The organism is Clostridium sp. TJA020 (assembly GCF_058310295.1).
The window spans coordinates 644,311-667,867 of sequence record NZ_JBZEFC010000001.1 but is presented as its reverse complement, the minus strand read 5'-3'; the positions used below and the strand labels follow the sequence as shown (position 1 = coordinate 667,867).

Here is a 23,557-nt window from a genome sequence, read left to right as displayed (position 1 = left end):
AGCTAATTGAACATAAATAAAATAGGAAAAGTAAGGTTACCTATTATATATATTGCAGTATCTTTACTTTTTAGTAGTATATATTATAAATATTTTGATAATGATATTTGGCTAGCTATCACCATAGTTAGCCTTTTCTTTTTATGGGTTATATTAAAAGAGGGAGCTGAATTTTTTATATTTACGATTATTATATTTATAATTGGAATAACTATAAATATAAATTTTTATAATTTAAAAATAAATAACATTGAAAAGATAAGAATAGAAAAATTATATTCTTATGGTGGTATAGGAAATATAAAAGGAAGAGAAGTATTTATTAAGGGAGATATATCTAATTTAAAAGAAGGAGTAGTAATAAAGTGCAAAGGAATATTTGAAAGAAAATTAGATAAAAAGCGTGGAAGAATAGGAAATTATGAAATAAAAAAATGGACTATAGATAATAATGATATAAATACAAAACTTTCTAATATAAGAGAAAAGTTTAAAGAAAAACTTGAAAATAATATTGGAATTAGAAAGGCAAGTCTTATAACATCAATTACTTTTGGAAAAGATAAAGCTTTAGATTTTGAAGATCAAGAAGATATGAAAAGATTTGGAATTATACATGCATTAAGTGTATCAGGGCTTCATATAGGGGTTATATTTTTAATTATGAAAAAGTTATTTAAAGAAAAATTTGCACTTTTAATAACATTTTTTTATGTAATTATGACTGGTATGGCTTTTTCAAGTGTAAGGGCATTTATTATGTTGTTTATTATAAACTTGGGAGTAATTTTAAAAAGGAGATATAATCATATATGTAGTTTGGCATTAAGCTCTATAATAATATTTTTAATATCTCCATATTGCATATTTGAAGTTGGATTTTTATTATCATTTGGAGCAACTATTGGTATTATATTATACAACAAAACTTTAAATAAAAAATTTTATAAATTACCTAAGGTAATTAGAGAAACTTTAAGTATATCATTAAGTGCTCAATTATTTACTTTACCAATACTTATAATATTTTTTAATGAAATATCTATAGGATTTATTATAGGAAATTTAATACTTATTCCTATAATAAATTTAATATTAACAATAAGCATAATATCAGTACTTTTTATAAATATAGATTTTCTATTTAATTATATTAGTTTTATATTAAAAAATATTATAATAATTTTTGATAATATAAGTGAATTATTTTTAGAAATCACACCTAATATGATGTATATAAATGAGTATTATGGATATTTTTATATTAGTCTTTTAATAACATTTTTTATATACAACAGAGGATATAAGAAAATTATTATATTACCTTTATCATATATAGTTTTTATAACAATTAGTTTATATAGTATAAATCCTAAAATAGAGTATAAATATAAAGATACACTTTTAGTTTCGTATAAAGGAAAAAGAATTTTATTATCTAATGATAATATTGATGTAAATAAAATGAAATCTGTATATGCTTCTAATAATTATTATAAGAATACAAAAAGAATAGTAATAAAAGAAAATTGCTTTTTAGAAACTTTTAATAAAGATTATATATTAAATGTAAATGAAACTAAATATTATTTAAACATGAGTTTTAATAATAAAAGCAATATTAAATATGATATAATTAATTTCAAAGAAGATGATGTTACTAGTATAGTTATATTAGGAGAAAAAATATTAGTAAGATAGATTTTACTTGAAAGGTGATTAGCTTGATAAATTATGAAACGTTAGAAAAAGATATAAAGGTTGGGAATATAAAAAATTCTTATATTTTTTGTGGACCGGATGAAGAACTTATAAAAGAAGCCATAGGTAAGGTTATAAGTCCATATATTGATGAAAATTTAAAAGACTTAAATTTAGTAAAATTTGATGGGGTTCAATGTGAATTTGATGAAATAGTAAATGCTTGTGAAACATTACCATTTATGGCTGAAAAAAAAGTAGTCATTGTATATAGATGTCAATTTTTAAAAGAAAAATTAGATGCTTCAAATAAAAGTTTTTATAATAGTATGAAAGAATATTTAAAAGATATGCCAGGTCATACAATATTAGTTTTATACCATGTATTCGGAGATAAAAGAGATACTTTAAAGAAAAATAAAAATATAATGGCTCTTGATAAGATTACTACTATTGTCCAAATAGATAAGTTAAAAAGGGATGGATTTTATAAGAGAGTAGACAATATATTTAAAACAAATAAAAAAAATATAAATAAAGTAGAACTTAGATATTTTTGTGAGAAGATTCCTATGAATTTAGAGATTGCACAAAAGGAAGTAAGTAAATTAGTTGATTATACTGTAGGAAGAGAAATAACTAAAAGAGATATTGATATGCTAATACCTAATAAAAGTGAAGATGATGTATTTGATTTAGTTGATTTAGTATCACAAAAAAAAATAGAAAGAGCTCTTGATATACTAAATGAACTATTATTTAAAGCAGATCAACATATGTTAATAATTACATCTATACAAAATCAGTTTAAAAGATTATATGATATAAAAGTTGGATTATCATTAGGAAAAAAAATAAATGATTTTGTAAGTGAATATAGAATACCACAATTTGTTGTTGAAAAACTTGTAGCACAAAGTAATAAGTTTTCTTTAAAACAATTAGAAAAAATATTACAGCTTTGTGTAGAAGTAGATAAAAATTTAAAAAGTGGTTTAGGAGATAAAAAGTCAGAGCTAGAATTATTTTTAATAAATATAGCAATGGTGAAGAAATAAAAAACACCTCAGAAATTTCTGGGGTGTTTTTATTTCTTGAAAATATTTATTCAAGATAAAAGTTGTAGAAAGTAAATAACCGACCGTTAAAGGTCGGTTTATGTTACTACTATGCCATAGCGTTTAACTTTGCAGCTAGTCTTGACTTCTTTCTAGCAACCATGTTCTTGTGAAGAACTCCTTTTGAAGCAGCCATGTCTAAAGCTTTAGTAGCTTGAACGAAAGCAGCTTTAGCTTCTTCAGCGTTATTAGCAGCGATTGCAGCTTCTAACTTCTTTATTTCAGTTTTTAAAGCTGATTTAACCATTCTATTTCTTAAAGTTTTAGTTTGAGTAACTTTAATTCTTTTTTTAGCTGATTTTATGTTTGCCATTACTTTTCACCCCCTCTAAATTTTATAGGGCCTCTCTGCAGTTTTGGGGAATCTGCGTACGAGTTTACATTCAACAAACCATATTATAGCATTGAAATTTATTATATTCAAGTATTAAATTTAAACAAAAAGGAAAAATAATTTTGAAAGTATAAAATTAAAGAGGTGACATTATGTTGAATTTTAGAACAGACCTTGCAATTGAAGCTAAGGAAAACTATTCAAAAGCTCATAAAGGTGAGATCGATGGTGTTATTGTAAATGAAGAAGTAATTAGTGATAGTAAGATTACAACAGTAAAAATAAAAAATAATGAAGGTGCAAAAAAATTAGAAAAACCTATAGGAACATATATAACTATAGACATTCCAGAATATACAATATATGATGGAGAATTAATGGATAATGTTTCAGAAACTGTAGGCATAACTCTTAAAAAATTAGTTGATATTGATGAAAAAAAGACAGCTTTAGTAGTTGGACTTGGAAACTGGAAGGTAACTCCAGATGCTTTAGGGCCAAAGGTTGTAGAGAAGATAATGATAACAAGACATTTAAAAGAAGTTATTCCAGAGTCTATAGATGATTCTATAATACCTGTTTGTGCTATTGCACCTGGGGTTTTGGGAATAACAGGAATAGAAACAGGAGAAATAATAAAAGCACTTGTGGAAAAAATACATCCAGATTTGGTTATATGTATAGATGCATTAGCTTCAAGAAAAATAGAAAGAGTAAATAGAACTATACAAATAAGCGATACAGGAATATCACCAGGTGCTGGTGTTAATAATCATAGAATGCTTATAAATGAAGAAACATTAGGTGTTAAGGTTATAGCCATAGGAGTTCCAACAGTTGTTGATGCAGCAACTATTGCAAATGATAGTATAGATTTAGTAATAGATGAACTTATAAGCAAATCAGAAAAAGGATCAGAATTTTATAATATGATAAAAGGTGTAGATAAATATGAAAAAGGAATGCTTATAAAAGAATTACTTAATCCTTATGTTGGTGATTTAATGGTTACTCCAAAGGAAGTAGATCAAGTGATAGATTCTTTATCAAAAATAATTGCAAATGGTGTAAATATTGCAGTTCAACCTAATTTAGAAATGGAAGATATAAATAAATTTATGAATTAAAAATTAAATAAAGATATAATAATTATGTAAATTCCCTCATATACTTTTAAAAGTGAGGAGGGGATAGAGTGTGGGTTTAAATAGTAATAATTTAAGGCGAAAAAGCTCTATGGATATAGGAATAATGATTTTACTTGTATGCCTAGTGATATTTTTTGGTAGATGTATATATATAATGAAAAATAATAGTGAAAGAGGCGGATTAGCTTACGTTGAACTTCTAAATTTTTCAATGCCTTTAGTCAAAACTCAAGTTTATGATGAAGAAGCTTATTATGAAAATAATTTTTCATTAAAAAATATAGCATTAGAGGCACTTGGTTTATCAGACTTAAGTTTAGAAAAGCTAGTAAGCAATGAAATTCCAATGTTTAAAATAGATGATTATGTAAAAGAGAATAAAGAAGATTCAGGATATAGTCCTTTTGAGCTTGATTCTGAATCTATAATAAAATATACAAGTGAAGAAAAAAATAATTTATATAACCCAAAACTTAAAAAAGAGTTAAATCAGTCTAAGCCTGAGGTTTTAATTTATCATACTCATACAGGAGAAGGTTATTCAGAAACAAAGAACTTTACTGATGATAGTAATCATAATGTAGTTGGAGTTGGAGAAATTATTACAAAAGAGTTAGAAGAAAATTATGGTATATCAGTAATACATGATAAAACTGTACATGATGTTTCGTATAATGATAGTTATAATAGATCAAGAGATACGGTAAAAAAATATTATGATAAATATGGAGATAATTTTAAATTAGTAATCGATATTCATAGAGATGGTATAGATAAAAAGAAAGCAACAAATAGAACTAAAGATTTATTTACAGTAAATATAAATAAGCAAAGTATGGCAAGAATAATGTTTTTAAATACAAGAGGAAGTTCTAAATTTAGTTCTAATGAAAAGATGAGGAAAAAATTATATAATATTGCAAATTCTTTATATCCAGGTCTTGTAACAAGTGAAACATGGAACAGGGGAATTAATTTACTTAATCAAGATATATTAAGTAATTCAATATTATTTGAAGTTGGGTCTAATATAAATACATCAAAGGAAGCAATGACGTCAGCTAAATATATTGCGAGAGTTATAGCAGAATATATAAACGGTAAGTAATTAATAATGAGTACTTTTGCATAAAAGTTTTATAAAGTGTCTATTATTTAAAATAAGTGAGGTGAACTTTATGAAATTAAAAAAGTACTCAATAATTATATTTTCGGTAGTTATAGTATTATTAGCTTTTTTTAGCTTAATAAAAGTAAATATAATAAATACAAAATCATTATCTCCAGTTGGTAACACTGATGATAATAAAAAAATTGTTAATACAGAGTTTGGTGAAGATTTTAATAATTTTATTCAAGATAATGCAGATGTTAAAATATATAATAAGGAAAACGGAGATTATTTATTGAATATAAATGATAATAATTTAAGAATTAAGAAAGAATCTGAATTAGTTAACTTTATAAAAGATAAATTTTATAAAGTTACAGATAGTTTAAAAAGCGTAATAATAAATATACAAAATTTAATACAAAAATTAATATCTTAAAATAAAGGCAGTTATATACCCTATAAATATTGACACTACCTAAGGAAAGTATGATATAATTTAGCTTGACTTTAATATATGGGGGTGAAATAACTGCTTTCTTATATAAGAAGGGCAGATTTTATATATGAAAAATGATAGACAAAAATTTATTAGAAATTTTTCAATAGTAGCACATATAGACCATGGTAAATCAACATTAGCAGATAGATTATTAGAAATTACAGGTACTTTAACAAAAAGAGAAATGGAAGAACAAGTACTTGATAATATGGAACTTGAAAGAGAAAGAGGAATAACAATAAAGTCTCAAGCTGCAAGACTTATATATAGAAAAGATAATGGGGAAGAGTATATATTAAATCTTATAGACACTCCAGGTCATGTAGACTTTACATATGAAGTATCAAGAAGTTTAGCTGCTTGTGAAGGGGCTGTATTAGTTGTTGATGCAACTCAAGGTATTCAAGCTCAAACATTAGCAAATTGTTATTTAGCATTAGACAATGATTTGGAAATAACACCTGTTATAAATAAAATAGATCTTCCATCAGCAAGACCTGATGAAATAAAACAAGAAATAGAAGATGTAATAGGTATTCCAGCAGAAGATGCTCCAATGATATCTGCAAAAACAGGATTAAATGTAGAAGAAGTATTAGAAGCTGTTGTGCGTGATATACCAGCTCCAAATGGAGATGAAGAAGCTCCGCTTAAAGCTTTAGTTTTTGATTCATATTATGATACATATAAAGGTGTTGTAAGTTATGTAAGAATTATAGATGGTACTGTAAAAAGAGGAACTAAAATAAAGTTTATGGCAACTAATAAAGTTTATGATGTAACTGAAGTTGGTGTATTTACTCCAGGCTTTTTACCAGTTAATGAATTAAAAGCTGGAGATGTTGGATACATTACAGCATCTATAAAAAATGTAAAGGATGCTAGAGTTGGTGATACTATAACTGAAAGTGGAAGAGAAACTAAAGATGCGCTTCCAGGTTATAAACCAGCAATTCCAATGGTATACTCAGGTATATATCCAGTAGATGGAGCAAAGTATGAAGAACTTAAAGAAGCACTTGAAAAGTTACAAATAAATGATGCAGCTTTAAATTTTGAACCTGAAACATCAGTAGCATTAGGTTTTGGATTTAGATGTGGATTTTTAGGTCTTTTACATATGGAAATAATTCAAGAGAGAATAGAAAGAGAATTTAATCTTGATATTATTACAACAGCACCATCAGTTATATACAAAATAAAGAAAACTGATGGAACAGTTTTAGATATAACAAATCCAACAAATCTACCAGAAATGAGTGAAGTAGATTATATGGAAGAACCTATTGTTAAGGCTTCAATAATTACTCCAACTGAATATGTAGGAGCTGTTATGGAACTTTGCCAAGAGAGAAGAGGAACATATATTGATATGCAATATATGGAAGAAACAAGAGCTGTAATTAATTATGATATACCTCTAAATGAAATAGTTTATGATTTTTTTGATACATTAAAATCAAAAACTAGAGGTTATGCATCATTAGATTATGAATTTAAAGGATACGAAAAAGCAGAGCTTTGTAAGCTTGATATTCTTTTAAATGGTGATGTAGTTGATGCTCTTTCAATGATAGTTCCAAAAGAAAGAGCTTATCATAAAGGTAGAGGAATAGCTGAAAAGCTTAAAGAAATTATTCCAAGACAACTTTTTGAAGTTCCAATACAAGCAGCTATTGGTTCAAAGATAATAGCTAGAGAAACAGTAAAGGCTATGAGAAAAGATGTTTTAGCTAAATGTTATGGCGGAGATATTTCAAGAAAGAGAAAACTTCTTGAAAAACAAAAAGAAGGTAAGAAGAGAATGAGACAAGTGGGTTCAGTTGAAGTTCCACAAGAAGCATTTATGTCAATATTAAAAGTAGATTAATTTATAGAGTCTAATACATTTTGTATTAGACTCTTATTTTTAATTAAAATAACATTTAATATGTGGAATTATTTATATCTTTTTGAATATACATTACTATAAGAAATTACGGAGGTGTGTATATTATGATAGAAATTAATTTAAGAGATGTAAATATAAAGTGTAAAAAGTTAAGAAAAGAAGGAATAATAACAGGTACACTAAAAAGAATAAACGGAGAAATAATTCCTATAAGTTTAAAAGGAAATAAAATAGATTCTTATATATTAAATAATGGATTCAATGAAGATTTAAAAGTAGTATTAAATGGAGAAGAAATAGTAACAAAAATTTATAGAGTTCAGAAAAATCTTCTTATTCACAATATAGATAATATAGATATATGGGAAAAGAAATGTTAAAATATGTTTAAGATATAATAAGGTTAAGTGAATTTTTAGTAAATATAAGGTATAATAAAACAAAGGAAAAGGAGGTTTATTAATGTTTTTAAAAGAGTTAAACAATAAAGAAGCAATAGCTTTTATAAATTTAGTAAATGAGTTTGCTAACATAGATCATGTACTTGCAAGAGAAGAAAAGAGACTAATAAAAGATTATTTGAAAGAACTTAATTTAGATTTAAGTAAAATTGGTGCGGTGTCTTATGATGAAGCACTAGAAATTTTAAAAAATAGTAAAGAAAGAATAAAAAGAATAGTTTATTTTGAATTAGTAGGATTAGCTTTAGTAGATGGTAATTATGGTGAAGTTGAAGTAGATTATTTAGATAAAATAGCAACTGATCTTGATATTAATAGATCACAAAAAATTGCCTTTGCAAATTATTTTTATAATTTTAAAGATATACATGACTTCTCAGTAATAGAAACTGAAAGCAAAGAACTTGAAAATTTAAAGAGACAAGCAGAAGCGTTATTATAAAATAATTTTTAAAATAAAGGGGAATCTAATTTAATAAGGATTAGATTCTTCTTTTTGTTATAATAAATAAAATATATAAATATAGAGAAGAAGGTGATAAGGATGAAAGAAATTTCACTATATGTGCATATTCCTTTTTGTAAGCAGAAATGTCTTTATTGTGATTTCCCATCTTATGCAGGAAAAGAAAATTTAGAAGATAGTTATATAGATTCATTGATTAAAGAAATAAATTTAAAATGTAAAGGTAAAATTATAAAAACTTTATTTATAGGGGGAGGAACTCCTTCATACTTAAAAGAAGAAAATTTAAATAATTTATTAGTATGTTTAAACAGTTTAAAGTATAAAGAAGGTTCAGAAAAAACCATAGAATGTAATCCAGGAACTTTAACAAGTGAAAAGCTTAAAATAATTAAGGATAATGGTATAAATAGAATTAGTATGGGACTTCAAACTACAAATAATAATTTATTAAAAAAAATAGGAAGAATACATACAATGAAAGAATTTGAGGAAAATTATAATAGGGCAAGAGAATTCGGGTTTAATAATATAAATATAGATATAATGTTTGGACTTCCAAATCAAAGTGTATTAGATTATAAAAAGAGTTTAGAAGATATAGTAAAATTAAATCCAGAACATATATCTTGTTATAGTTTAATAATAGAACAAGGAACACCTTTTTATAATATGAATGAAAAGGGATTATTAAAATTACCAACTGAAGACGAAGAAAGGAAAATGTATAACATAACAAAGGATATATTAAAATCTAATGGTTATCATCAGTATGAAATATCAAATTACTCAAAGGAAAATAAAGAGTGCGAGCATAATAAAATTTATTGGAAACTTGAAGAGTATATAGGGGTAGGTGTATCTGCAAGCTCATATATAGATAGTAACAGAATAAAAAATATAGATGATATAAAAGAATACATAAATAAAATAAATAATAAAGAAGCAGTAGAAGAATCTATTATTAAAAATAGTAAAAAAGAAGATATGGAAGAATTTATGTTTTTAGGGCTTAGATTGATTAAAGGAATAGATAAAAATAATTTTAAGAGAAAGTTTGATAAAAATATAGAGGATGTATATGGTGATGTTATAAATAAAAATATAAAAAAAGGACTAATAGAGGATAAAGATAACTATATATATTTAACTTCAAAAGGTGTAGAAGTATCAAATTACGTTATGAGTGAATTTATTAAATAGTGATAGAAAAATGAAGCAATTAAAAGAAAAATAAATATAATATCATATAAATATCTTTAAAAGTTAAAATAAAGCAAATATTCTCGTTGACAAAAATATGTAACGAGAATATTATTTAAATATAGTCATTAGCACTCGTTGTTAGTGAGTGCTAACAAGTAGAGGTGATGATATGGTTATTGATGATAGAAAGATAAAAATATTAGAAGCTATTATCAATGATTACATTAAGACTGGTGAACCTGTTGGATCTAGAACAATAGCTAAAAACTATAATTTAGGTGTTGGTTCTGCAACAATAAGAAATGAAATGGCAGATTTAGAGGATATGGGGTACTTAGAACAACCTCATACTTCAGCAGGAAGAGTTCCATCTAGCAAAGGATATAGACTATATGTAGATAGTTTGATGGATAAACCAATTTTAAGTAAAGAAGAAGATTTAAAAATAAGAGAGTATGTTATAAACTCAGCAATGCTTGAGGTTAACAAGATAGTTAAAAATGCAAGTACTTTACTTTCAGAATTAACTCATCTTACATGTGTTGTAAAAACACCATCTCTTAGTATGAGTTGTATAAAATCAATTCAACTTATGAGAGTCGATAGTTCAAGTTTATTAGCAGTAATAGTTACTGATGGTGGACTTATAAAAAATCAAATAATAAAAGTAGATAAAGTACCTTCAATAAATATATTAAATAAGATGAATGAAGTATTAAATAAACGACTTGTAAATCTATCTATAGATGAAATTAACTTAGAAGTTATAAATCATTTAAAAATAGGTTTAGATGGTCAAGATGAAGTATTTAATGCAATAATTCCAGCACTTTATCAGTGCCTAAAGGAAGACGATACTTCAAGAGTTTTTATGGAAGGTGCAACTAATATATTCAACTTTCCTGAGTATAATGACATAGAAAATGCAAAAAGAATATTATCACTTCTTCATAATAAAGATTGCGTTGTGGAACTAATAGAACCTGAAAGCGATATAACAATAAAGATTGGTGATGAAAATTATCTTCCAGAAGCAAAAGAGTGTAGTGTTATATCAGCTGAGTATTCTTTAGGAGATAATGCAAAAGGTACTATTGGACTTATAGGACCTAGAAGAATTGATTATTCAAAGGTAATTGCAATAATGGCACAAGTCATGAAAGAGCTTAATCAAACTCTTAAAGGACAGTCTAAAAAATAAAAGAGACGAGGTGTGGGCAAAAAGTGAAAGAAAATTTAGAAAATCAAGAACAAGAAGTTAAAAATGAGGAAAACATAGTAGCTGAAGAAGAAATGACAAAAGAAAATTTAGATTCATCAAATGAAGAAGAGTTAAAAGAAGAGTCTCAAGTAGAAGATAATAAAGAAGAGGATGAGTTAAAAATGTTTAAAAAGACAAAGGAAGAAAATAAAAAGCTACAAAATGAACTTGAGACTTTAAAGGACAGACTTTTAAGACTTACAGCTGAATATGATAATTATAGAAAAAGAACAACAAAAGAAAAAGAAGGAATTTACACAGATGCATGTGTAGATGTATTAAAGGAAATAATTCCAAACCTTGATAATCTTGAAAGAGCTATCGAAGCTGATGGTAGTGTAGAAGATATGAAAAAAGGATTAGAAATGACACTTAAAGGTTTTAGAGGATCTCTAGAAAAGTTAGGTGTTGAAGAAATTATAACAGAAGAAGGTTTTGATCCTAATATGCATCAAGCAGTAATGCATATTCAAGATGAGAACTTTGGAGAAAATCAAGTAGCTGAAGTTTTCATGAAAGGTTATAAAAGAGGAGACAAAGTTATAAGACACTCTGTTGTAAAAGTTGCAAACTAAAAATAACATTTTAAAATATATTAAATTTAGAATTTAAATCAAATGAAAGTTTGAGTTAAGGAGGAATATATTATGGCAAAAATTATAGGAATTGACTTAGGAACTACAAATTCATGTGTAGCAGTTATGGAAGGTGGAGAACCTGTAGTTATAACTAACTCAGAAGGAGCAAGAACAACTCCATCAGTTGTTTCATTCCAAGCAAATGGAGAAAGACTAGTTGGTCAAGTTGCTAAAAGACAAGCGATTACAAATCCAGACAAAACAATAATCTCAATAAAGAGACATATGGGAACAGACTATAAGGTTGATATAGATGGAAAGAACTATACACCACAAGAAATATCAGCAATGGTACTTCAAAAATTAAAAGCAGATGCAGAAAGTTACTTAGGAGAAAAAGTAAATCAAGCAGTTATCACTGTTCCTGCATACTTTAATGATGCTCAAAGACAAGCAACAAAAGATGCTGGTAAAATAGCAGGACTTGAAGTATTAAGAATAATAAACGAACCAACAGCAGCAGCTTTAGCTTATGGATTAGATAAAACAGAAGCAGAAGAAAAGGTATTAGTATATGACCTAGGTGGTGGTACTTTTGATGTATCTATACTAGAACTTGGCGATGGAGTATTTGAAGTACTATCAACAAATGGAGATACTCACTTAGGTGGAGATGACTTTGATAACAAAATAATGGACTATATTGCAGATACATTTAAAGCAGAAAATGGTATAGATTTAAGACAAGATAAGATGGCACTTCAAAGATTAAAAGAAGCAGCTGAAAAAGCTAAAATTGAATTATCATCATCAACACAAACAAATATTAACTTACCATTTATAACAGCAGATGCAACAGGTCCTAAACATATAGATATGAATTTAACTAGAGCTAAATTCAATGAATTAACTCATGATTTAGTTCAAAGATCAATTGAACCAATGAAAAAAGCATTACAAGATGCATCATTATCAGTAAAAGACATTGATAAAGTATTATTAGTTGGTGGATCAACAAGAATACCAGCTGTTCAAGAAGCAGTTAAAAACTTTATAGGAAAAGAACCTTCAAAGGGAGTTAACCCAGATGAATGTGTTGCAATAGGTGCAGCTATTCAAGCAGGTGTATTAACAGGGGAAGTTAAAGACGTATTATTATTAGATGTTACACCATTAACATTAGGAATTGAAACTTTAGGAGGAGTTGCTACTCCACTTATAGAAAGAAATACAACAATTCCAGCTAAGAAGAGTCAAGTATTCTCAACAGCTGCAGATGGTCAAACATCAGTTGAAATTCACGTAGTTCAAGGTGAAAGACAAATGGCTGCTGATAATAAAACTTTAGGAAGATTTACATTATCAGGAATTGCACCAGCTCCAAGAGGAATTCCTCAAATCGAAGTTACATTTGATATAGATGCTAACGGTATAGTTAATGTATCAGCTATGGATAAAGGAACTGGTAAAGAAGCAAATATTACAATAACAGCATCAACTAACTTAACTGATGATGAAGTAGATAAGGCTGTTAAAGAAGCTGAAAAATTTGCTGAAGAAGACAAGAAGAGAAAAGAAACAATAGAAGTTAAAAATAATGCAGATCAAGTCGTTTATCAAACAGAAAAAACTTTAGAAGAACTTGGAGATAAAGTTTCAGCAGAAGATAAAGCAAAGGTTATTGAAAAGTTAGAAGCTGTTAAGAAAGTTAAAGATGGAGACGATTTAGAAGCTATTAAGACTGCTGTTGATGAATTAACAAAAGAATTCTATGCAATTTCATCAAAAATATATCAAGAAGCAGGAGCACAAGGTGGAGCTCAAGGATTTGATCCAAATAACATGGGTGGAGCTCAAGGATCTCAAGAAGCACCACATGATGATAATGTTGTAGATGCAGATTTTAAAGTAGAAGATGATAAGTAGTTGTAAATAAACTACAATACCTTTATAATAACAAAGGGGAAGGCAGTACTCGTCTTCCCTTTTGTAAAGTTTAATAATATAAATTTATAATAATATGGTGGTGAAATAGATGGCGCAAAAAGACTATTATGAAATTCTTGGTTTACAAAAGGGTGCAAGTGATGCAGAAATAAAAAAGGCCTTTAGAAAGCTAGCTATAAAATACCATCCTGATAAAAATCAAGGAAATGCTGAAGCAGAACAAAAATTTAAGGAAATAAATGAAGCTTATCAAGTACTTTCAGATCCAGAGAAAAAAGCTAGATATGATCAATTTGGAACAGCTGATTTTGATGGAAGTGGATTTGGAGCAGGAGCAGGTGGATTCGGAGGTTTCGATTTTTCAGATATCGGAGGCTTCGGAGATATATTTGATTCATTCTTTGGAGGCGGTGGCGGAAGTTCAGCTAGAAATAATGGACCAAGAAGAGGAGCCGATATTGAATATACAATAAGACTAACATTTGAAGAAGCTATAAAAGGCGTAGAAAAAGAAATATCAATTACAAGAAGTGAAAATTGTGAAAGTTGTCATGGAACAGGTGCTAAAGCAGGAACAACACCAAAAACATGTCCAACTTGTCATGGAACAGGACAAATTAGAGTTCAAAGACAAACACCTCTTGGAAGTTTCGTAAGTACAACAACATGTGATCAATGTCATGGAACAGGTAAGATTATAGAAGAACCATGTGAAACATGTAAAGGAAAAGGTAAAGTTAGAAAGCATAGAAAAATAAAAGTTAATATACCAGCAGGTGTAGATACAGGAAATGTAATTCCACTTAGAGGACAAGGTGAGGATGGTACTAATGGAGGTCCAGCAGGAGATCTTTATATTAATATAATTGTATCAGCATCTTCTAAGTTTAAAAGAAAAGGAATAGATATATATGTTGATACTCATGTATCTATGGCTAAAGCAGCTTTAGGTACTGAGATAACTGTTGAAACTGTAGATGGAAATGTTAAGTATACAGTTCCAGCTGGAACTCAATCTGGAACATTATTTAGGTTAAAAGGAAAAGGTGTTCCTAGAGTTAATGGAGGCGGAAGAGGAGATCAATATGTAAAAGTAATAGTTGATATTCCTAAAAAGCTTAATGAAAAGCAAAAAGAAGCTTTAATGATGTTTATGGAAGCATCAGGAGAAAAGGTAGATGGAAAAGAGCATCATAAAAAAGGATTAAGAGATTTATTTAAATAAATCTAAAAAGGCTACTATTTTAAGTAGCCTTTTTTGTAATATAAATATATAAATTGTTAAAAAGATATTTTATAACCTATTGATAAATGTAATTTAAAGTATTTTATATATTGATAGTAGTAACCTTGACATAATCTTAAGAAAAAGGTTAAAATTATTTATTAGTTTATTAGTGACATATTAGAAAGGAATGATTTTCATGGAAGGATCATGGATAGAGATAAAAGTTATTACAACAAGTGAGGCACTTGAGCCAATAGAAGGGATTTTTTACATATTAGATTGCAAAGGAGTTTCAGTTGAAGATCCAAATGACATATTAGGTAGAGAACAAGGTCCTTTAACTTGGGATTTTGCAGATATAAATGTTTTAGAACATAAAGGTAAATTTGCTGTTGTAAAAGGATATTTTTCAGAAGAAGACAACATAGATGAAGTTGTTAAATATGTTAAAGAGAAAGTAGAAGAAATAAGAAATATGGGCTTTAACGTTGGAGAAGGAAGAGTTGAAGTTTCTAAAACTCATGAAGAAGATTGGGCAAATAATTGGAAAAAGTATTATAAACCATCTAAAGTTGGAGACCAAATAGTTGTAAAACCAATATGGGAAGAATACGAACAAAAAGATGGAGAATTAGTTGTAGAATTAGATCCGGGAATGGCATTTGGAACAGGTGACCACGAAACAACAAGAATGTGTATACAAGCACTTGAAAAATATGTTCAAAAAGATAGTATAGTATTTGATGTTGGAACAGGTTCAGGAATTCTTGCAATAGCTGCAGCTAAGCTTGGAGCTAAAAAAGCTGTTGGGGTAGATTTAGATCCAGTTGCAGTTGAGTCAGCAAAGGAAAATGTAGAATACAATAATTTAGATAATATAGAAGTTCTTTATGGAAACTTAGTTGAAGTTATAGATGGGAAAGCTGATATAGTTGTAGCTAATATTATTGCAGAAGTAATATGTATATTAATAGATGATGTTAAGAGAGTTTTAAAAGAAGGTGGAATATTTATAACATCAGGTATAATTCATGATAGAGTTGATATGGTTACATCTAAGCTTGAAGAAAGTGGTTTTGAAGTAATTAAAGTTAACAAAGACGGAGAATGGAACTGCATAATTGCAAAATCAAAATAAAGGTTAGGTGATTATTTAATGCATAAGTTTTTTACACCATCAGAGTATGTATTTGGAGATTATGCCAAAATAATAGGTGATGATGTTAAGCATATATATAAAGTTTTAAGACTTTCAGAAGGTGAAGAGGTAGTCTTAAATGATTGTAATGGAACAGAGTATTTAGCTAAAATTAATGAAGTTACAAAAAGTGAAGTAACTTTAGATATAGTTAAAAAGTTAGATTTAAATAATGAAAGTAATATTGAAATAGTTTTATTTCAAGGGATGCCAAAAGCGCAAAAAATGGATTTAATAGTTCAAAAAGGAACAGAACTTGGAATAACAAAATTTGTTCCTTTAATTACTGATAGAGTTGATGTAAAATTAAAAGGCGATTTTAAAAAATTAGATAGATTAAATAGAATAGCACTTGAGGCTTGTAAGCAAAGTAAAAGAAGTATAATTCCAAGGGTTTTAGAACCTATAAAAATTAATGATTTAATAAAAGAAATAAAAGAATTTGATTTACTTATAGTACCTTATGAAAATAAAGAAGATTTTGGTATAAAATCTTTGATGAAGGATTTAGATAAAAATTCTATAAAGAGAATTGGAATTGTTGTAGGGCCAGAAGGTGGATTTGAAGAAGCAGAAATAGAAAAGTTAAAGACAGAGGGAGCATATATTATAACTCTAGGAAAAAGAATTCTTAGAACAGAAACAGCAGGTTTTGTTGCTACCTCATTGATTCAATATGAATTAGGTGACTTAGGAGGAAAGATTTAATGAAGGTTGCATTTGCTACATTAGGATGTAGAGTAAATATGTATGAATCAGAAGCTATGACTGAAAAATTTGTAAGAGAAGGATATGAAGTTGTAGATTTTTCAGAAGTTTCAGATGTATATGTTGTAAATACATGTTCTGTTACTAATATGGGAGATAAAAAATCAAGACAAATTATAGGTAGAGCTAGAAGATTAAATCCTGAAGCTATAATAGCAGTTGTAGGTTGTTATTCACAAATAGCGCCAAAAGAAGTTTCAGGAATAGAAGGTGTAGATGTAGTTCTTGGTACTAGAAATAAAGGAGACATAGTATACTATGTAAATAAAGCTAGGGATGAAAAGAAACCTCAAGTTAAAGTTGGGGCAGTACTTAGAAATAAACAATTTGAGGAATTAAAAATAGAAGATTATAGAGATAAAACTAGAGCGTTTTTAAAAATACAAGATGGATGTAATAGGTTTTGTGCATATTGTTTAATACCATATACTAGAGGCGCAGTTTGCTCAAAAGATTTCAATAATGTATTAAATGAAGTAAGAGAACTTGCAAATCATGGTTTTAAAGAAGTAATTTTATCTGGTATACATACAGCATCATATGGATTAGATTTAGAAGGTAATGTTGATTTAGTAACGTTATTAGAAGAAATAGAAAAGATAGATGGAATAGAAAGAGTTAGAATAGGTTCAATAGAGCCAGCATTCTTTACTGATGAAGTTGTAGAAAAAATAAAAAACATGAAAAAATTATGCCCACAATTCCATTTATCACTTCAAAGTGGTTGTAATTCCACATTAAAAAGAATGAATAGAAGATATTCAGCAGAAGAATATGAAAGAATAGTTAATGTTTTAAGAGAAAATTTAAAGGATGCTTCAATAACAACAGATGTAATTGTTGGATTTCCAGGAGAAACTAATGAAGAGTTTGAAGAAACATATGAATTTTTAAAAAGAAATAAATTAACTAAAACTCATATATTTAAATTTAGTCCAAGAACTGGAACTAAAGCAGCTACAATGGAAAACCAAATAGATGGAAATATAAAAGAAGAGAGAAGCAAAAGATTAATAGAACTTAATAATATAAATGAAAAAGCTTATACTGATAGTTTAATGGGAAGAGAAATGGGAGTTTTAATTGAGCAGGAAGTTAAAGGCTTAGATGGAATATTTGAAGGGTATACTAGAAATTATGTTAAGGTTCATGTTCATGGTGCATCTAAAGATGATATTGGAAATATAATAAAAGTAAAACTTTTTGAATCAAAGGGTGACTATGCAGAAGGAAAAGTGGTAAAATAATAAGGTAACTACTCTGTAAAGGGGGTGAACTTATGACAGATTGTATTTTTTGTAAAATAGTAAAAGGTGAAATTCCTTCAAAGAAAATATACGAAGATGATTTAGTTTATGCATTTTATGATATAAGTCCAGAGGCACCGGTTCATTTTTTAGTAATACCAAAGGAACATATAAAAAGTGCTAATATGATTTCAAACGAAAATTCTCATATAATAGCACATATTTTTGAAGTTATAAATAAAATAACAAGTGAGTTAGGTATTGCTGATGATGGATATAGAATAGTAAATAACTGTGGAGTGTTAGGTGGGCAAACAGTAGATCATATGCATTTCCATGTTTTAGGTGGAAGAGAATTAAAATGGCCACCAGGCTAAAAATGTTTACGTAAAATGTTGACATAAATAACAAAACTAATGTATAATATAGCTTGTGTTATTAAGCCCGTAGCTGATTGAATTTATAATTTAAGCTAGCGGAGGGAGGGATAATAGATGTCAGAAATAAAAGTTGGAGAAAACGAAACACTTGAAAGTGCATTAAGAAGATTCAAGAGAAAATGCGCTAGAGCTGGAGTTCTTTCAGAAGTAAGAAAGAGAGAACACTACGAAAAACCAAGCGTAAAGAAGAAAAAGAAATCAGAAGCTGCTAGAAAGAGAAAGTTCAAGTAGTATTTTGAAAGAAGGTATAAAAATGCCAGGAATTAAAGAGAGACTTCAAGAAGATTGGAAAACTGCTTTAAAGGCAAAAGACAAGTTTAAAGCTAATGTATTAAGTACCGCTAAATCTGCTATTTTATTAGCTGAAAAAACAACTGGTAAACCAGTAGAAGAAAGCGAAATAATTGAAATATTAGCAAAAGAAGTCAAGCAAAGAAGAGAAGCTGTGCTTGAGTTTGAAAAAGGTAACAGACAAGATTTAGTAGATGAAGCTAATGCTGAAATCAGTATCTTGCTAGATTACCTTCCTCAGCAATTAAGCGAAGACGAAATTTTAAAGATAGTAGAAGAATCAGCTACAGAAGCGGGTGCATGTAGCATAAAAGACATGGGAAAAGTTATGGCGTTAGTTAGACCTAAGACAGTTGGTAAAGCTGATGGCAAGCTTGTAAGTCAATTAGTTAAAAATTATTTAAATAATAAATAATAAATAGCAAAAGAGCTCTTATGGAGCTCTTTTTGTTATTTATTAAAAAAGGAGAGTTTAAAAACTCTCCTTTTTTGTAATTAAAATTATTTAAAAATCATAAATTACTATGATAGGAGTATTTGTAAAGGGAGGTTTTATTTTGAGAGAGAGTATAAATAAAAAAAAGAATAACATTATAGAAAAAATAGATTTACCTAAAGATGTTATTTTGAATTTACCTAAGATAACTGTTGTAGGTAGAGAAGAAATAAGTATAGAAAATCATAAGGGAATAGATTCTTTTGATAAAGAGTTTATAAAAGTAAAAACTAATATAGGTTTTGTAAAAATTGAGGGTGAAAATTTTGAAATATTATATATAGCATCTGAAACAATAGTTTTAAGTGGAAGGTTTAAAGCAATATCATATGAAGGTATTGAAATATGAGGTACTATGCAAAAAAAATATCTATAATAACAGTTGAAGTTACTTGTATGAATACAGAACAAATATTAAATGGACTATGGAAAAGTGGTATAAAGGTTAATAAAATAAAGAGGATAGATGCTGTTACTTTAAATATGGATATATATGGAGATGATTATGAAGATTTAAAGACAATAGTTAAAAGGTGTAATGGAAAAACTAAAATTTTAAAAAGAAAAGGAAAAATAATAAATATATCGAAATTAAAAAGAAAGATAACATTTACTATAGGTGGAGTTTTATTCTTTTTTATATTGTTTATATTATCAACAAGAATATGGGCGATAGATATATATACAGAAAAAAATGTTACTCCATTTGAAATAAGAAAAATATTAAATGAATTTGGAATAAAGCAAGGTATTGGGAAAAGTGAAGTTGATGTTTATAGCTTAGAGAAAAAACTTGAAGATATACATGATGAAATATTATGGGTTAGGGCAAGAATTGAAGGTTCTACTTTAAAAGTTAAAATAGAAGAAAAAGTAAATCCACCAGATTTTTTAGAAAATTATAATAAAGAAATATTAGCTAAAAAGGATGGAGAAGTAAAAAGAGTATATACTCAATTTGGTACAGCAGCAGTAAATCCAGGAGATATGGTTAAAAAGGGTGATGTTTTAATATATCCATATGATGGCCTTTTAGAAGAAAAATATGAAGTTGAACCTAAAGGAAGCGTTATAGCTAATGTTTTTTACGAGAGAAGTTTAGAAGTTCAAATAAAAGGTAAAAAGTTAGAGAAAACAGGAAGAGAGGATAAAGATTTATATTTAAACTTATGGGGAAAGAAAATTTACTTAAAAAAGGCTACAAATTCATTTGGAAATTATGATAAAATAGTAGATAATACTGGATTTGTTAAGTCTATTACTTATTGTGAAATGGCAGAAAGGGAAATAAATTTAGATGAAGATAGCGTAGTGAATGACTCTTTAAATAAGTTAGAAAACCTTCTATTAAAGGATCTTAGTAATGAAGCTAAAATAATAAAGAGAAATCATAAAGTTAAAAGTATAAAAGATGGAAAGATACAAATAATTGCACAATTTGTAGTTGAAGAAAACATAGCGTAAATTTAAGTAATATGTAATTGATAAGAAGGTGATAAACATTGAATATAAAAGAAAAGTTATTTTTAAATAAAAGTCTATCAAAAAAGTCTAAAAAATTATATATTAAAACATTAGTTAATATAGTTACAATACTTATAACATATATATTGCTTATAACGGCAATAGCACCTAAACAGTATGATTTAAAGGAAGGTGAAATAGCTAGAGTTGATATAAAGGCACCAAGAGATACTGTAAATGAAATAGCTACAAATGAAAGAATAAAAGAAGCAACTGAAAAAATAGATAAGCCTTATACTTCAAAGGGTGAAATTAGGACGGAAGCCTTAAAAAATATAGATAATGTTTTAAACAAAGTTATAAATTTAAAAGCAACAGTGGAAAATGAAAATGATAAATTAAAAGAATTATTGAAGTTAGATAACAAATATTTAAATGAAAATGATTATAAAGTATTAATTTCACTTTCTGATTCTAAACTTAATGATATAAAGTTTGAATTAAATACAATAATAAATGAAGTTTATCAAACGAATATAGAGGATGGAAATGCTGAAAGTTTAAATAATGCAATAGATCTTGCAAACAAACAAATTGAAGCAACAGATACTAAGCCTTCTGTTAAAAAGGTTCTTAAAAAGTTAGTTATACCTGAAATAAAACCAAATTTCTTTTATGATAAAGAAAAAACAGAAGAGTTAATAAAAGAGGTTCAAAAGAATGTACCTAAAGTAATAATTAAGAAAAATCAAACAATAGTAAGTGAGGGAGAACCTGTAACAGCAGAACAGATAGAAATATTAAAAGATTTAGGTATTTTAGATCAAAATGGAGGGGGAAGCTTTTTACTTCTTTATTCAATGCTTGCTATATTTACTGTTGTAACATTCTTTATTCAATATTTTTATATATATAAATATCATAAAAATGTATATAAAAATACTAAGCTTGTTGTACTTATAAATATAATAAATATATTTAGTTTTATATTAGCTAGAGTTATTGGAGAAATTTCTCCCTTTGTTATTCCTCTAGCATGCGCACCAATACTTATTACTTTACTTATTGATTATAAGTTATCTCTTATAGTTTGTAGTATTAATGTAATAATTATAAGTGCATTAGTTAATTTTAATCCACAAATAATGATTCTTGGAATATTAAATGCTATTTTAGGAGCTATAAGCTTTAGAAAGATGCAACAAAGAAATGATATTTTTTATTCATCAATATGGCTCATGATAATAAGTGCTATAATTACATTTACAACAGGAGTATTATTATCAAACAACTTTAAAGAAATATTTATTTTTAGTGGATTATCAGCAGTAGGAGTTATTTTTTCGGCAATACTTTCTATAGGTGTATTACCGTTTTTGGAATCAAGTTTTGATGTTGTAACAACACTTAAGCTTTTAGAACTTTCAAATCCTAATAACCCGTTACTTAAAAAGCTTTTGATGGAAGCTCCTGGAACTTATCATCATAGTATGTTAGTTGCTAATTTAGCAGAAATGGCTGCAGAAGAAGTTAATGCTAATCCTGTAATAGCTAGAGTAGGTGCTTATTTCCATGATGTTGGTAAGACAAAAAGACCATATTTTTTTGGTGAAAATCAATTTGGAAAAGAGAATCCTCATGATAAAATTACAGCTAATTTGAGTACCTTAATAATAACATCTCATGTTAAAGATGGTGTTGAACTTGCAAAGGAATATAACATACCTGATGTTATAAAAGATATAATAGAACAACATCATGGAACAACATTAGTAAAATACTTTTATTATAAAATGAAAAATAGTTCTGAAAATCCAGAAGATGTAAATGAAGAAGAGTTTAGATATCCAGGTCCAATACCAAGTAGTAAAGAAGCGGGGATAATAATGTTAGCAGATAGCACAGAAGCGGCAGTTAGATCAATATCTGAACCAACTAAAGGTAAAATAGAGGAAATGGTAAATAATATAATAAAAGATAAACTTTATTCAGGACAATTAGATAATTGTGATTTGACACTTAAAGATTTAGAAACGATTAGAAAGTGTTTCTTGAAAGCCTTATATGGTATATACCATCAACGTATAGAATATCCAAGTGAAAAAAAAGAGAAAAATAATTAATTGTTATGGGGAGTATTAAACTCCCCATAATTTAGTTTATAATATAAATATAAAATAAATATAAAGGGAGAAAAAATATGATATATGTAGATAATAGACAAGATAAAATAAATGTAACAGAAGAATTTATTAATAATTTAGAAAGAGTAATAAATTTTGCCCTAAAAGAAGAAGAAGTTAATGTAGATTGTGAAATATCTATGTTATTTGTTGATAATAATGAAATAAAAGAAATAAATAATGATACAAGAGGAATAGATAGAGCAACAGACGTTTTATCATTTCCAATGTTAGATTATGAAGATAAAAAGGTATTTAAAGAAATATATTTAAATAAGGAATTTGATGAAACATTTTTAGATGGAGAAGAATTAGTTTTAGGTGATATAGTTTTATCTTTAGAGAGAGCTTTAGAGCAAAGTGAAGAATACAATCATTCCTTTGAAAGAGAAGCATGCTATTTAGTAGTTCATTCAGTTTTACATCTTTTAGGTTATGATCACATGGAAGAAGATGAGAAAAAAATAATGAGAAAAAGGGAAGAAGAAATACTTGGTAAATTAAATATTAGTAGATAA

At 27.3% G+C, this 23,557-nt stretch carries 24 protein-coding genes; 23 read left to right on the top strand and 1 reads right to left on the bottom strand.

Features of this window, described 5'->3' with window-relative positions:
- Positions 1-6 precede the first annotated feature (6 nt).
- Positions 7-1,701: a ComEC/Rec2 family competence protein gene (locus AC4FQ1_RS03490; RefSeq protein WP_491168931.1), complete on the top strand. Its 1,695-nt coding sequence runs from the start codon at positions 7-9 to the stop codon at positions 1,699-1,701.
- 23 nt (positions 1,702-1,724) lie between these two features.
- Positions 1,725-2,759, top strand: coding sequence for a DNA polymerase III subunit delta (gene holA / locus AC4FQ1_RS03485; protein ID WP_491168975.1), 1,035 nt, complete (start codon positions 1,725-1,727; stop codon positions 2,757-2,759).
- A gap of 109 nt (positions 2,760-2,868) precedes the next feature.
- On the opposite strand, the gene rpsT is transcribed toward holA, so the two are convergent.
- Complete coding sequence (rpsT, locus tag AC4FQ1_RS03480; protein WP_024615134.1) at positions 2,869-3,132, bottom strand: 30S ribosomal protein S20; 264 nt, start codon at positions 3,130-3,132, stop codon at positions 2,869-2,871.
- A gap of 173 nt (positions 3,133-3,305) precedes the next feature.
- On the opposite strand from rpsT, the gene gpr reads away from it, so the two are divergent.
- The 21 genes from gpr to ybeY all read left to right on the top strand — a co-directional run bounded on the left by gpr (position 3,306) and on the right by ybeY (position 23,557).
- On the top strand, positions 3,306-4,280 hold the full coding sequence (gpr, locus tag AC4FQ1_RS03475; protein ID WP_303128439.1) for a GPR endopeptidase: 975 nt from the start codon (positions 3,306-3,308) through the stop codon (positions 4,278-4,280).
- Positions 4,281-4,350: 70 nt separating this feature from the next.
- Positions 4,351-5,409 carry a stage II sporulation protein P gene (locus AC4FQ1_RS03470; RefSeq protein ID WP_491168930.1) on the top strand — a complete coding sequence of 353 codons (1,059 nt, stop codon included), beginning with the start codon at positions 4,351-4,353 and terminating at the stop codon, positions 5,407-5,409.
- A 70-nt stretch (positions 5,410-5,479) separates the two neighbouring features.
- Complete coding sequence (locus AC4FQ1_RS03465; RefSeq protein ID WP_303128443.1) at positions 5,480-5,851, top strand: sporulation-related protein NgaS; 372 nt, start codon at positions 5,480-5,482, stop codon at positions 5,849-5,851.
- Positions 5,852-5,978: 127 nt separating this feature from the next.
- Entirely contained in the window at positions 5,979-7,784 is a 1,806-nt protein-coding gene (lepA, locus tag AC4FQ1_RS03460; RefSeq protein WP_303128446.1) for a translation elongation factor 4, read from the top strand.
- Positions 7,785-7,909: 125 nt separating this feature from the next.
- Complete coding sequence (locus tag AC4FQ1_RS03455) at positions 7,910-8,185, top strand: hypothetical protein (RefSeq protein WP_303128448.1); 276 nt, start codon at positions 7,910-7,912, stop codon at positions 8,183-8,185.
- An 82-nt stretch (positions 8,186-8,267) separates the two neighbouring features.
- The gene (locus AC4FQ1_RS03450; protein WP_303128451.1) at positions 8,268-8,708 is read left to right on the top strand and encodes a hypothetical protein; all 441 of its coding nucleotides are present in this window, start codon (positions 8,268-8,270) and stop codon (positions 8,706-8,708) included.
- Between the two features lie 102 nt (positions 8,709-8,810).
- Positions 8,811-9,935, top strand: a complete 1,125-nt coding sequence (hemW, locus tag AC4FQ1_RS03445; RefSeq protein ID WP_303128454.1) for a radical SAM family heme chaperone HemW — start codon at positions 8,811-8,813, stop codon at positions 9,933-9,935.
- Positions 9,936-10,107: 172 nt separating this feature from the next.
- Positions 10,108-11,139, top strand: a complete 1,032-nt coding sequence (gene hrcA, locus AC4FQ1_RS03440; protein WP_303128456.1) for a heat-inducible transcriptional repressor HrcA — start codon at positions 10,108-10,110, stop codon at positions 11,137-11,139.
- A 23-nt stretch (positions 11,140-11,162) separates the two neighbouring features.
- Complete coding sequence (gene grpE / locus AC4FQ1_RS03435; RefSeq protein WP_303128458.1) at positions 11,163-11,774, top strand: nucleotide exchange factor GrpE; 612 nt, start codon at positions 11,163-11,165, stop codon at positions 11,772-11,774.
- Positions 11,775-11,846: 72 nt separating this feature from the next.
- Positions 11,847-13,703, top strand: coding sequence for a molecular chaperone DnaK (gene dnaK, locus AC4FQ1_RS03430; RefSeq protein WP_491168929.1), 1,857 nt, complete (start codon positions 11,847-11,849; stop codon positions 13,701-13,703).
- Between the two features lie 109 nt (positions 13,704-13,812).
- A complete protein-coding gene (dnaJ, locus tag AC4FQ1_RS03425) occupies positions 13,813-14,949 on the top strand; it encodes a molecular chaperone DnaJ (RefSeq protein WP_303128464.1) in 1,137 nt (378 codons plus the stop codon).
- Positions 14,950-15,148: 199 nt separating this feature from the next.
- Positions 15,149-16,090 (top strand): 50S ribosomal protein L11 methyltransferase, encoded by a 942-nt coding sequence (gene prmA / locus AC4FQ1_RS03420; protein WP_303128493.1) that lies wholly within the window; start codon positions 15,149-15,151, stop codon positions 16,088-16,090.
- 18 nt (positions 16,091-16,108) lie between these two features.
- A complete protein-coding gene (locus AC4FQ1_RS03415) occupies positions 16,109-16,858 on the top strand; it encodes a 16S rRNA (uracil(1498)-N(3))-methyltransferase (RefSeq protein ID WP_303128502.1) in 750 nt (249 codons plus the stop codon).
- Positions 16,858-18,165, top strand: a complete 1,308-nt coding sequence (gene mtaB, locus AC4FQ1_RS03410; RefSeq protein WP_303128504.1) for a tRNA (N(6)-L-threonylcarbamoyladenosine(37)-C(2))-methylthiotransferase MtaB — start codon at positions 16,858-16,860, stop codon at positions 18,163-18,165. Before AC4FQ1_RS03415 ends, mtaB begins: the two co-directional genes overlap by 1 nt.
- 32 nt (positions 18,166-18,197) lie before the next feature.
- Positions 18,198-18,542: a histidine triad nucleotide-binding protein gene (locus AC4FQ1_RS03405; RefSeq protein ID WP_303128506.1), complete on the top strand. Its 345-nt coding sequence runs from the start codon at positions 18,198-18,200 to the stop codon at positions 18,540-18,542.
- 117 nt (positions 18,543-18,659) lie between these two features.
- Positions 18,660-18,836, top strand: a complete 177-nt coding sequence (gene rpsU / locus AC4FQ1_RS03400) for a 30S ribosomal protein S21 (protein WP_008429643.1) — start codon at positions 18,660-18,662, stop codon at positions 18,834-18,836.
- Positions 18,837-18,858: 22 nt separating this feature from the next.
- A complete protein-coding gene (locus tag AC4FQ1_RS03395) occupies positions 18,859-19,311 on the top strand; it encodes a GatB/YqeY domain-containing protein (protein WP_303128541.1) in 453 nt (150 codons plus the stop codon).
- A gap of 142 nt (positions 19,312-19,453) precedes the next feature.
- Positions 19,454-19,741 carry a sporulation protein YqfC gene (gene yqfC / locus AC4FQ1_RS03390; protein ID WP_491168928.1) on the top strand — a complete coding sequence of 96 codons (288 nt, stop codon included), beginning with the start codon at positions 19,454-19,456 and terminating at the stop codon, positions 19,739-19,741.
- Positions 19,738-20,856 (top strand): sporulation protein YqfD, encoded by a 1,119-nt coding sequence (yqfD, locus tag AC4FQ1_RS03385; RefSeq protein WP_491168927.1) that lies wholly within the window; start codon positions 19,738-19,740, stop codon positions 20,854-20,856. The genes yqfC and yqfD overlap by 4 nt, the downstream gene beginning before the upstream one ends.
- A 38-nt stretch (positions 20,857-20,894) precedes the next feature.
- Complete coding sequence (locus AC4FQ1_RS03380) at positions 20,895-22,979, top strand: HD family phosphohydrolase (RefSeq protein ID WP_491168926.1); 2,085 nt, start codon at positions 20,895-20,897, stop codon at positions 22,977-22,979.
- Between the two features lie 77 nt (positions 22,980-23,056).
- A complete protein-coding gene (ybeY, locus tag AC4FQ1_RS03375; protein WP_491168925.1) occupies positions 23,057-23,557 on the top strand; it encodes an rRNA maturation RNase YbeY in 501 nt (166 codons plus the stop codon).

What these genes read in the sequence shown, in the direction of transcription:
- lepA (WP_303128446.1), top strand. Translation starts at nt 5,979, where the DNA reads ATGAAAAATGATAGACAAAAATTTATTAGAAATTTTTCAATAGTAGCA.
- AC4FQ1_RS03405 (WP_303128506.1), top strand. Translation starts at nt 18,198, where the DNA reads ATGACAGATTGTATTTTTTGTAAAATAGTAAAAGGTGAAATTCCTTCA.
- ybeY (WP_491168925.1), top strand. Translation starts at nt 23,057, where the DNA reads ATGATATATGTAGATAATAGACAAGATAAAATAAATGTAACAGAAGAA.
- hemW (WP_303128454.1), top strand. Translation starts at nt 8,811, where the DNA reads ATGAAAGAAATTTCACTATATGTGCATATTCCTTTTTGTAAGCAGAAA.
- gpr (WP_303128439.1), top strand. Translation starts at nt 3,306, where the DNA reads ATGTTGAATTTTAGAACAGACCTTGCAATTGAAGCTAAGGAAAACTAT.
- rpsU (WP_008429643.1), top strand. Translation starts at nt 18,660, where the DNA reads ATGTCAGAAATAAAAGTTGGAGAAAACGAAACACTTGAAAGTGCATTA.
- AC4FQ1_RS03465 (WP_303128443.1), top strand. Translation starts at nt 5,480, where the DNA reads ATGAAATTAAAAAAGTACTCAATAATTATATTTTCGGTAGTTATAGTA.
- prmA (WP_303128493.1), top strand. Translation starts at nt 15,149, where the DNA reads ATGGAAGGATCATGGATAGAGATAAAAGTTATTACAACAAGTGAGGCA.
- mtaB (WP_303128504.1), top strand. Translation starts at nt 16,858, where the DNA reads ATGAAGGTTGCATTTGCTACATTAGGATGTAGAGTAAATATGTATGAA.
- AC4FQ1_RS03395 (WP_303128541.1), top strand. Translation starts at nt 18,859, where the DNA reads ATGCCAGGAATTAAAGAGAGACTTCAAGAAGATTGGAAAACTGCTTTA.
- yqfD (WP_491168927.1), top strand. Translation starts at nt 19,738, where the DNA reads ATGAGGTACTATGCAAAAAAAATATCTATAATAACAGTTGAAGTTACT.
- dnaK (WP_491168929.1), top strand. Translation starts at nt 11,847, where the DNA reads ATGGCAAAAATTATAGGAATTGACTTAGGAACTACAAATTCATGTGTA.
- rpsT (WP_024615134.1), bottom strand. Translation starts at nt 3,132, where the DNA reads ATGGCAAACATAAAATCAGCTAAAAAAAGAATTAAAGTTACTCAAACT.
- hrcA (WP_303128456.1), top strand. Translation starts at nt 10,108, where the DNA reads ATGGTTATTGATGATAGAAAGATAAAAATATTAGAAGCTATTATCAAT.
- dnaJ (WP_303128464.1), top strand. Translation starts at nt 13,813, where the DNA reads ATGGCGCAAAAAGACTATTATGAAATTCTTGGTTTACAAAAGGGTGCA.
- AC4FQ1_RS03455 (WP_303128448.1), top strand. Translation starts at nt 7,910, where the DNA reads ATGATAGAAATTAATTTAAGAGATGTAAATATAAAGTGTAAAAAGTTA.
- AC4FQ1_RS03450 (WP_303128451.1), top strand. Translation starts at nt 8,268, where the DNA reads ATGTTTTTAAAAGAGTTAAACAATAAAGAAGCAATAGCTTTTATAAAT.
- AC4FQ1_RS03415 (WP_303128502.1), top strand. Translation starts at nt 16,109, where the DNA reads ATGCATAAGTTTTTTACACCATCAGAGTATGTATTTGGAGATTATGCC.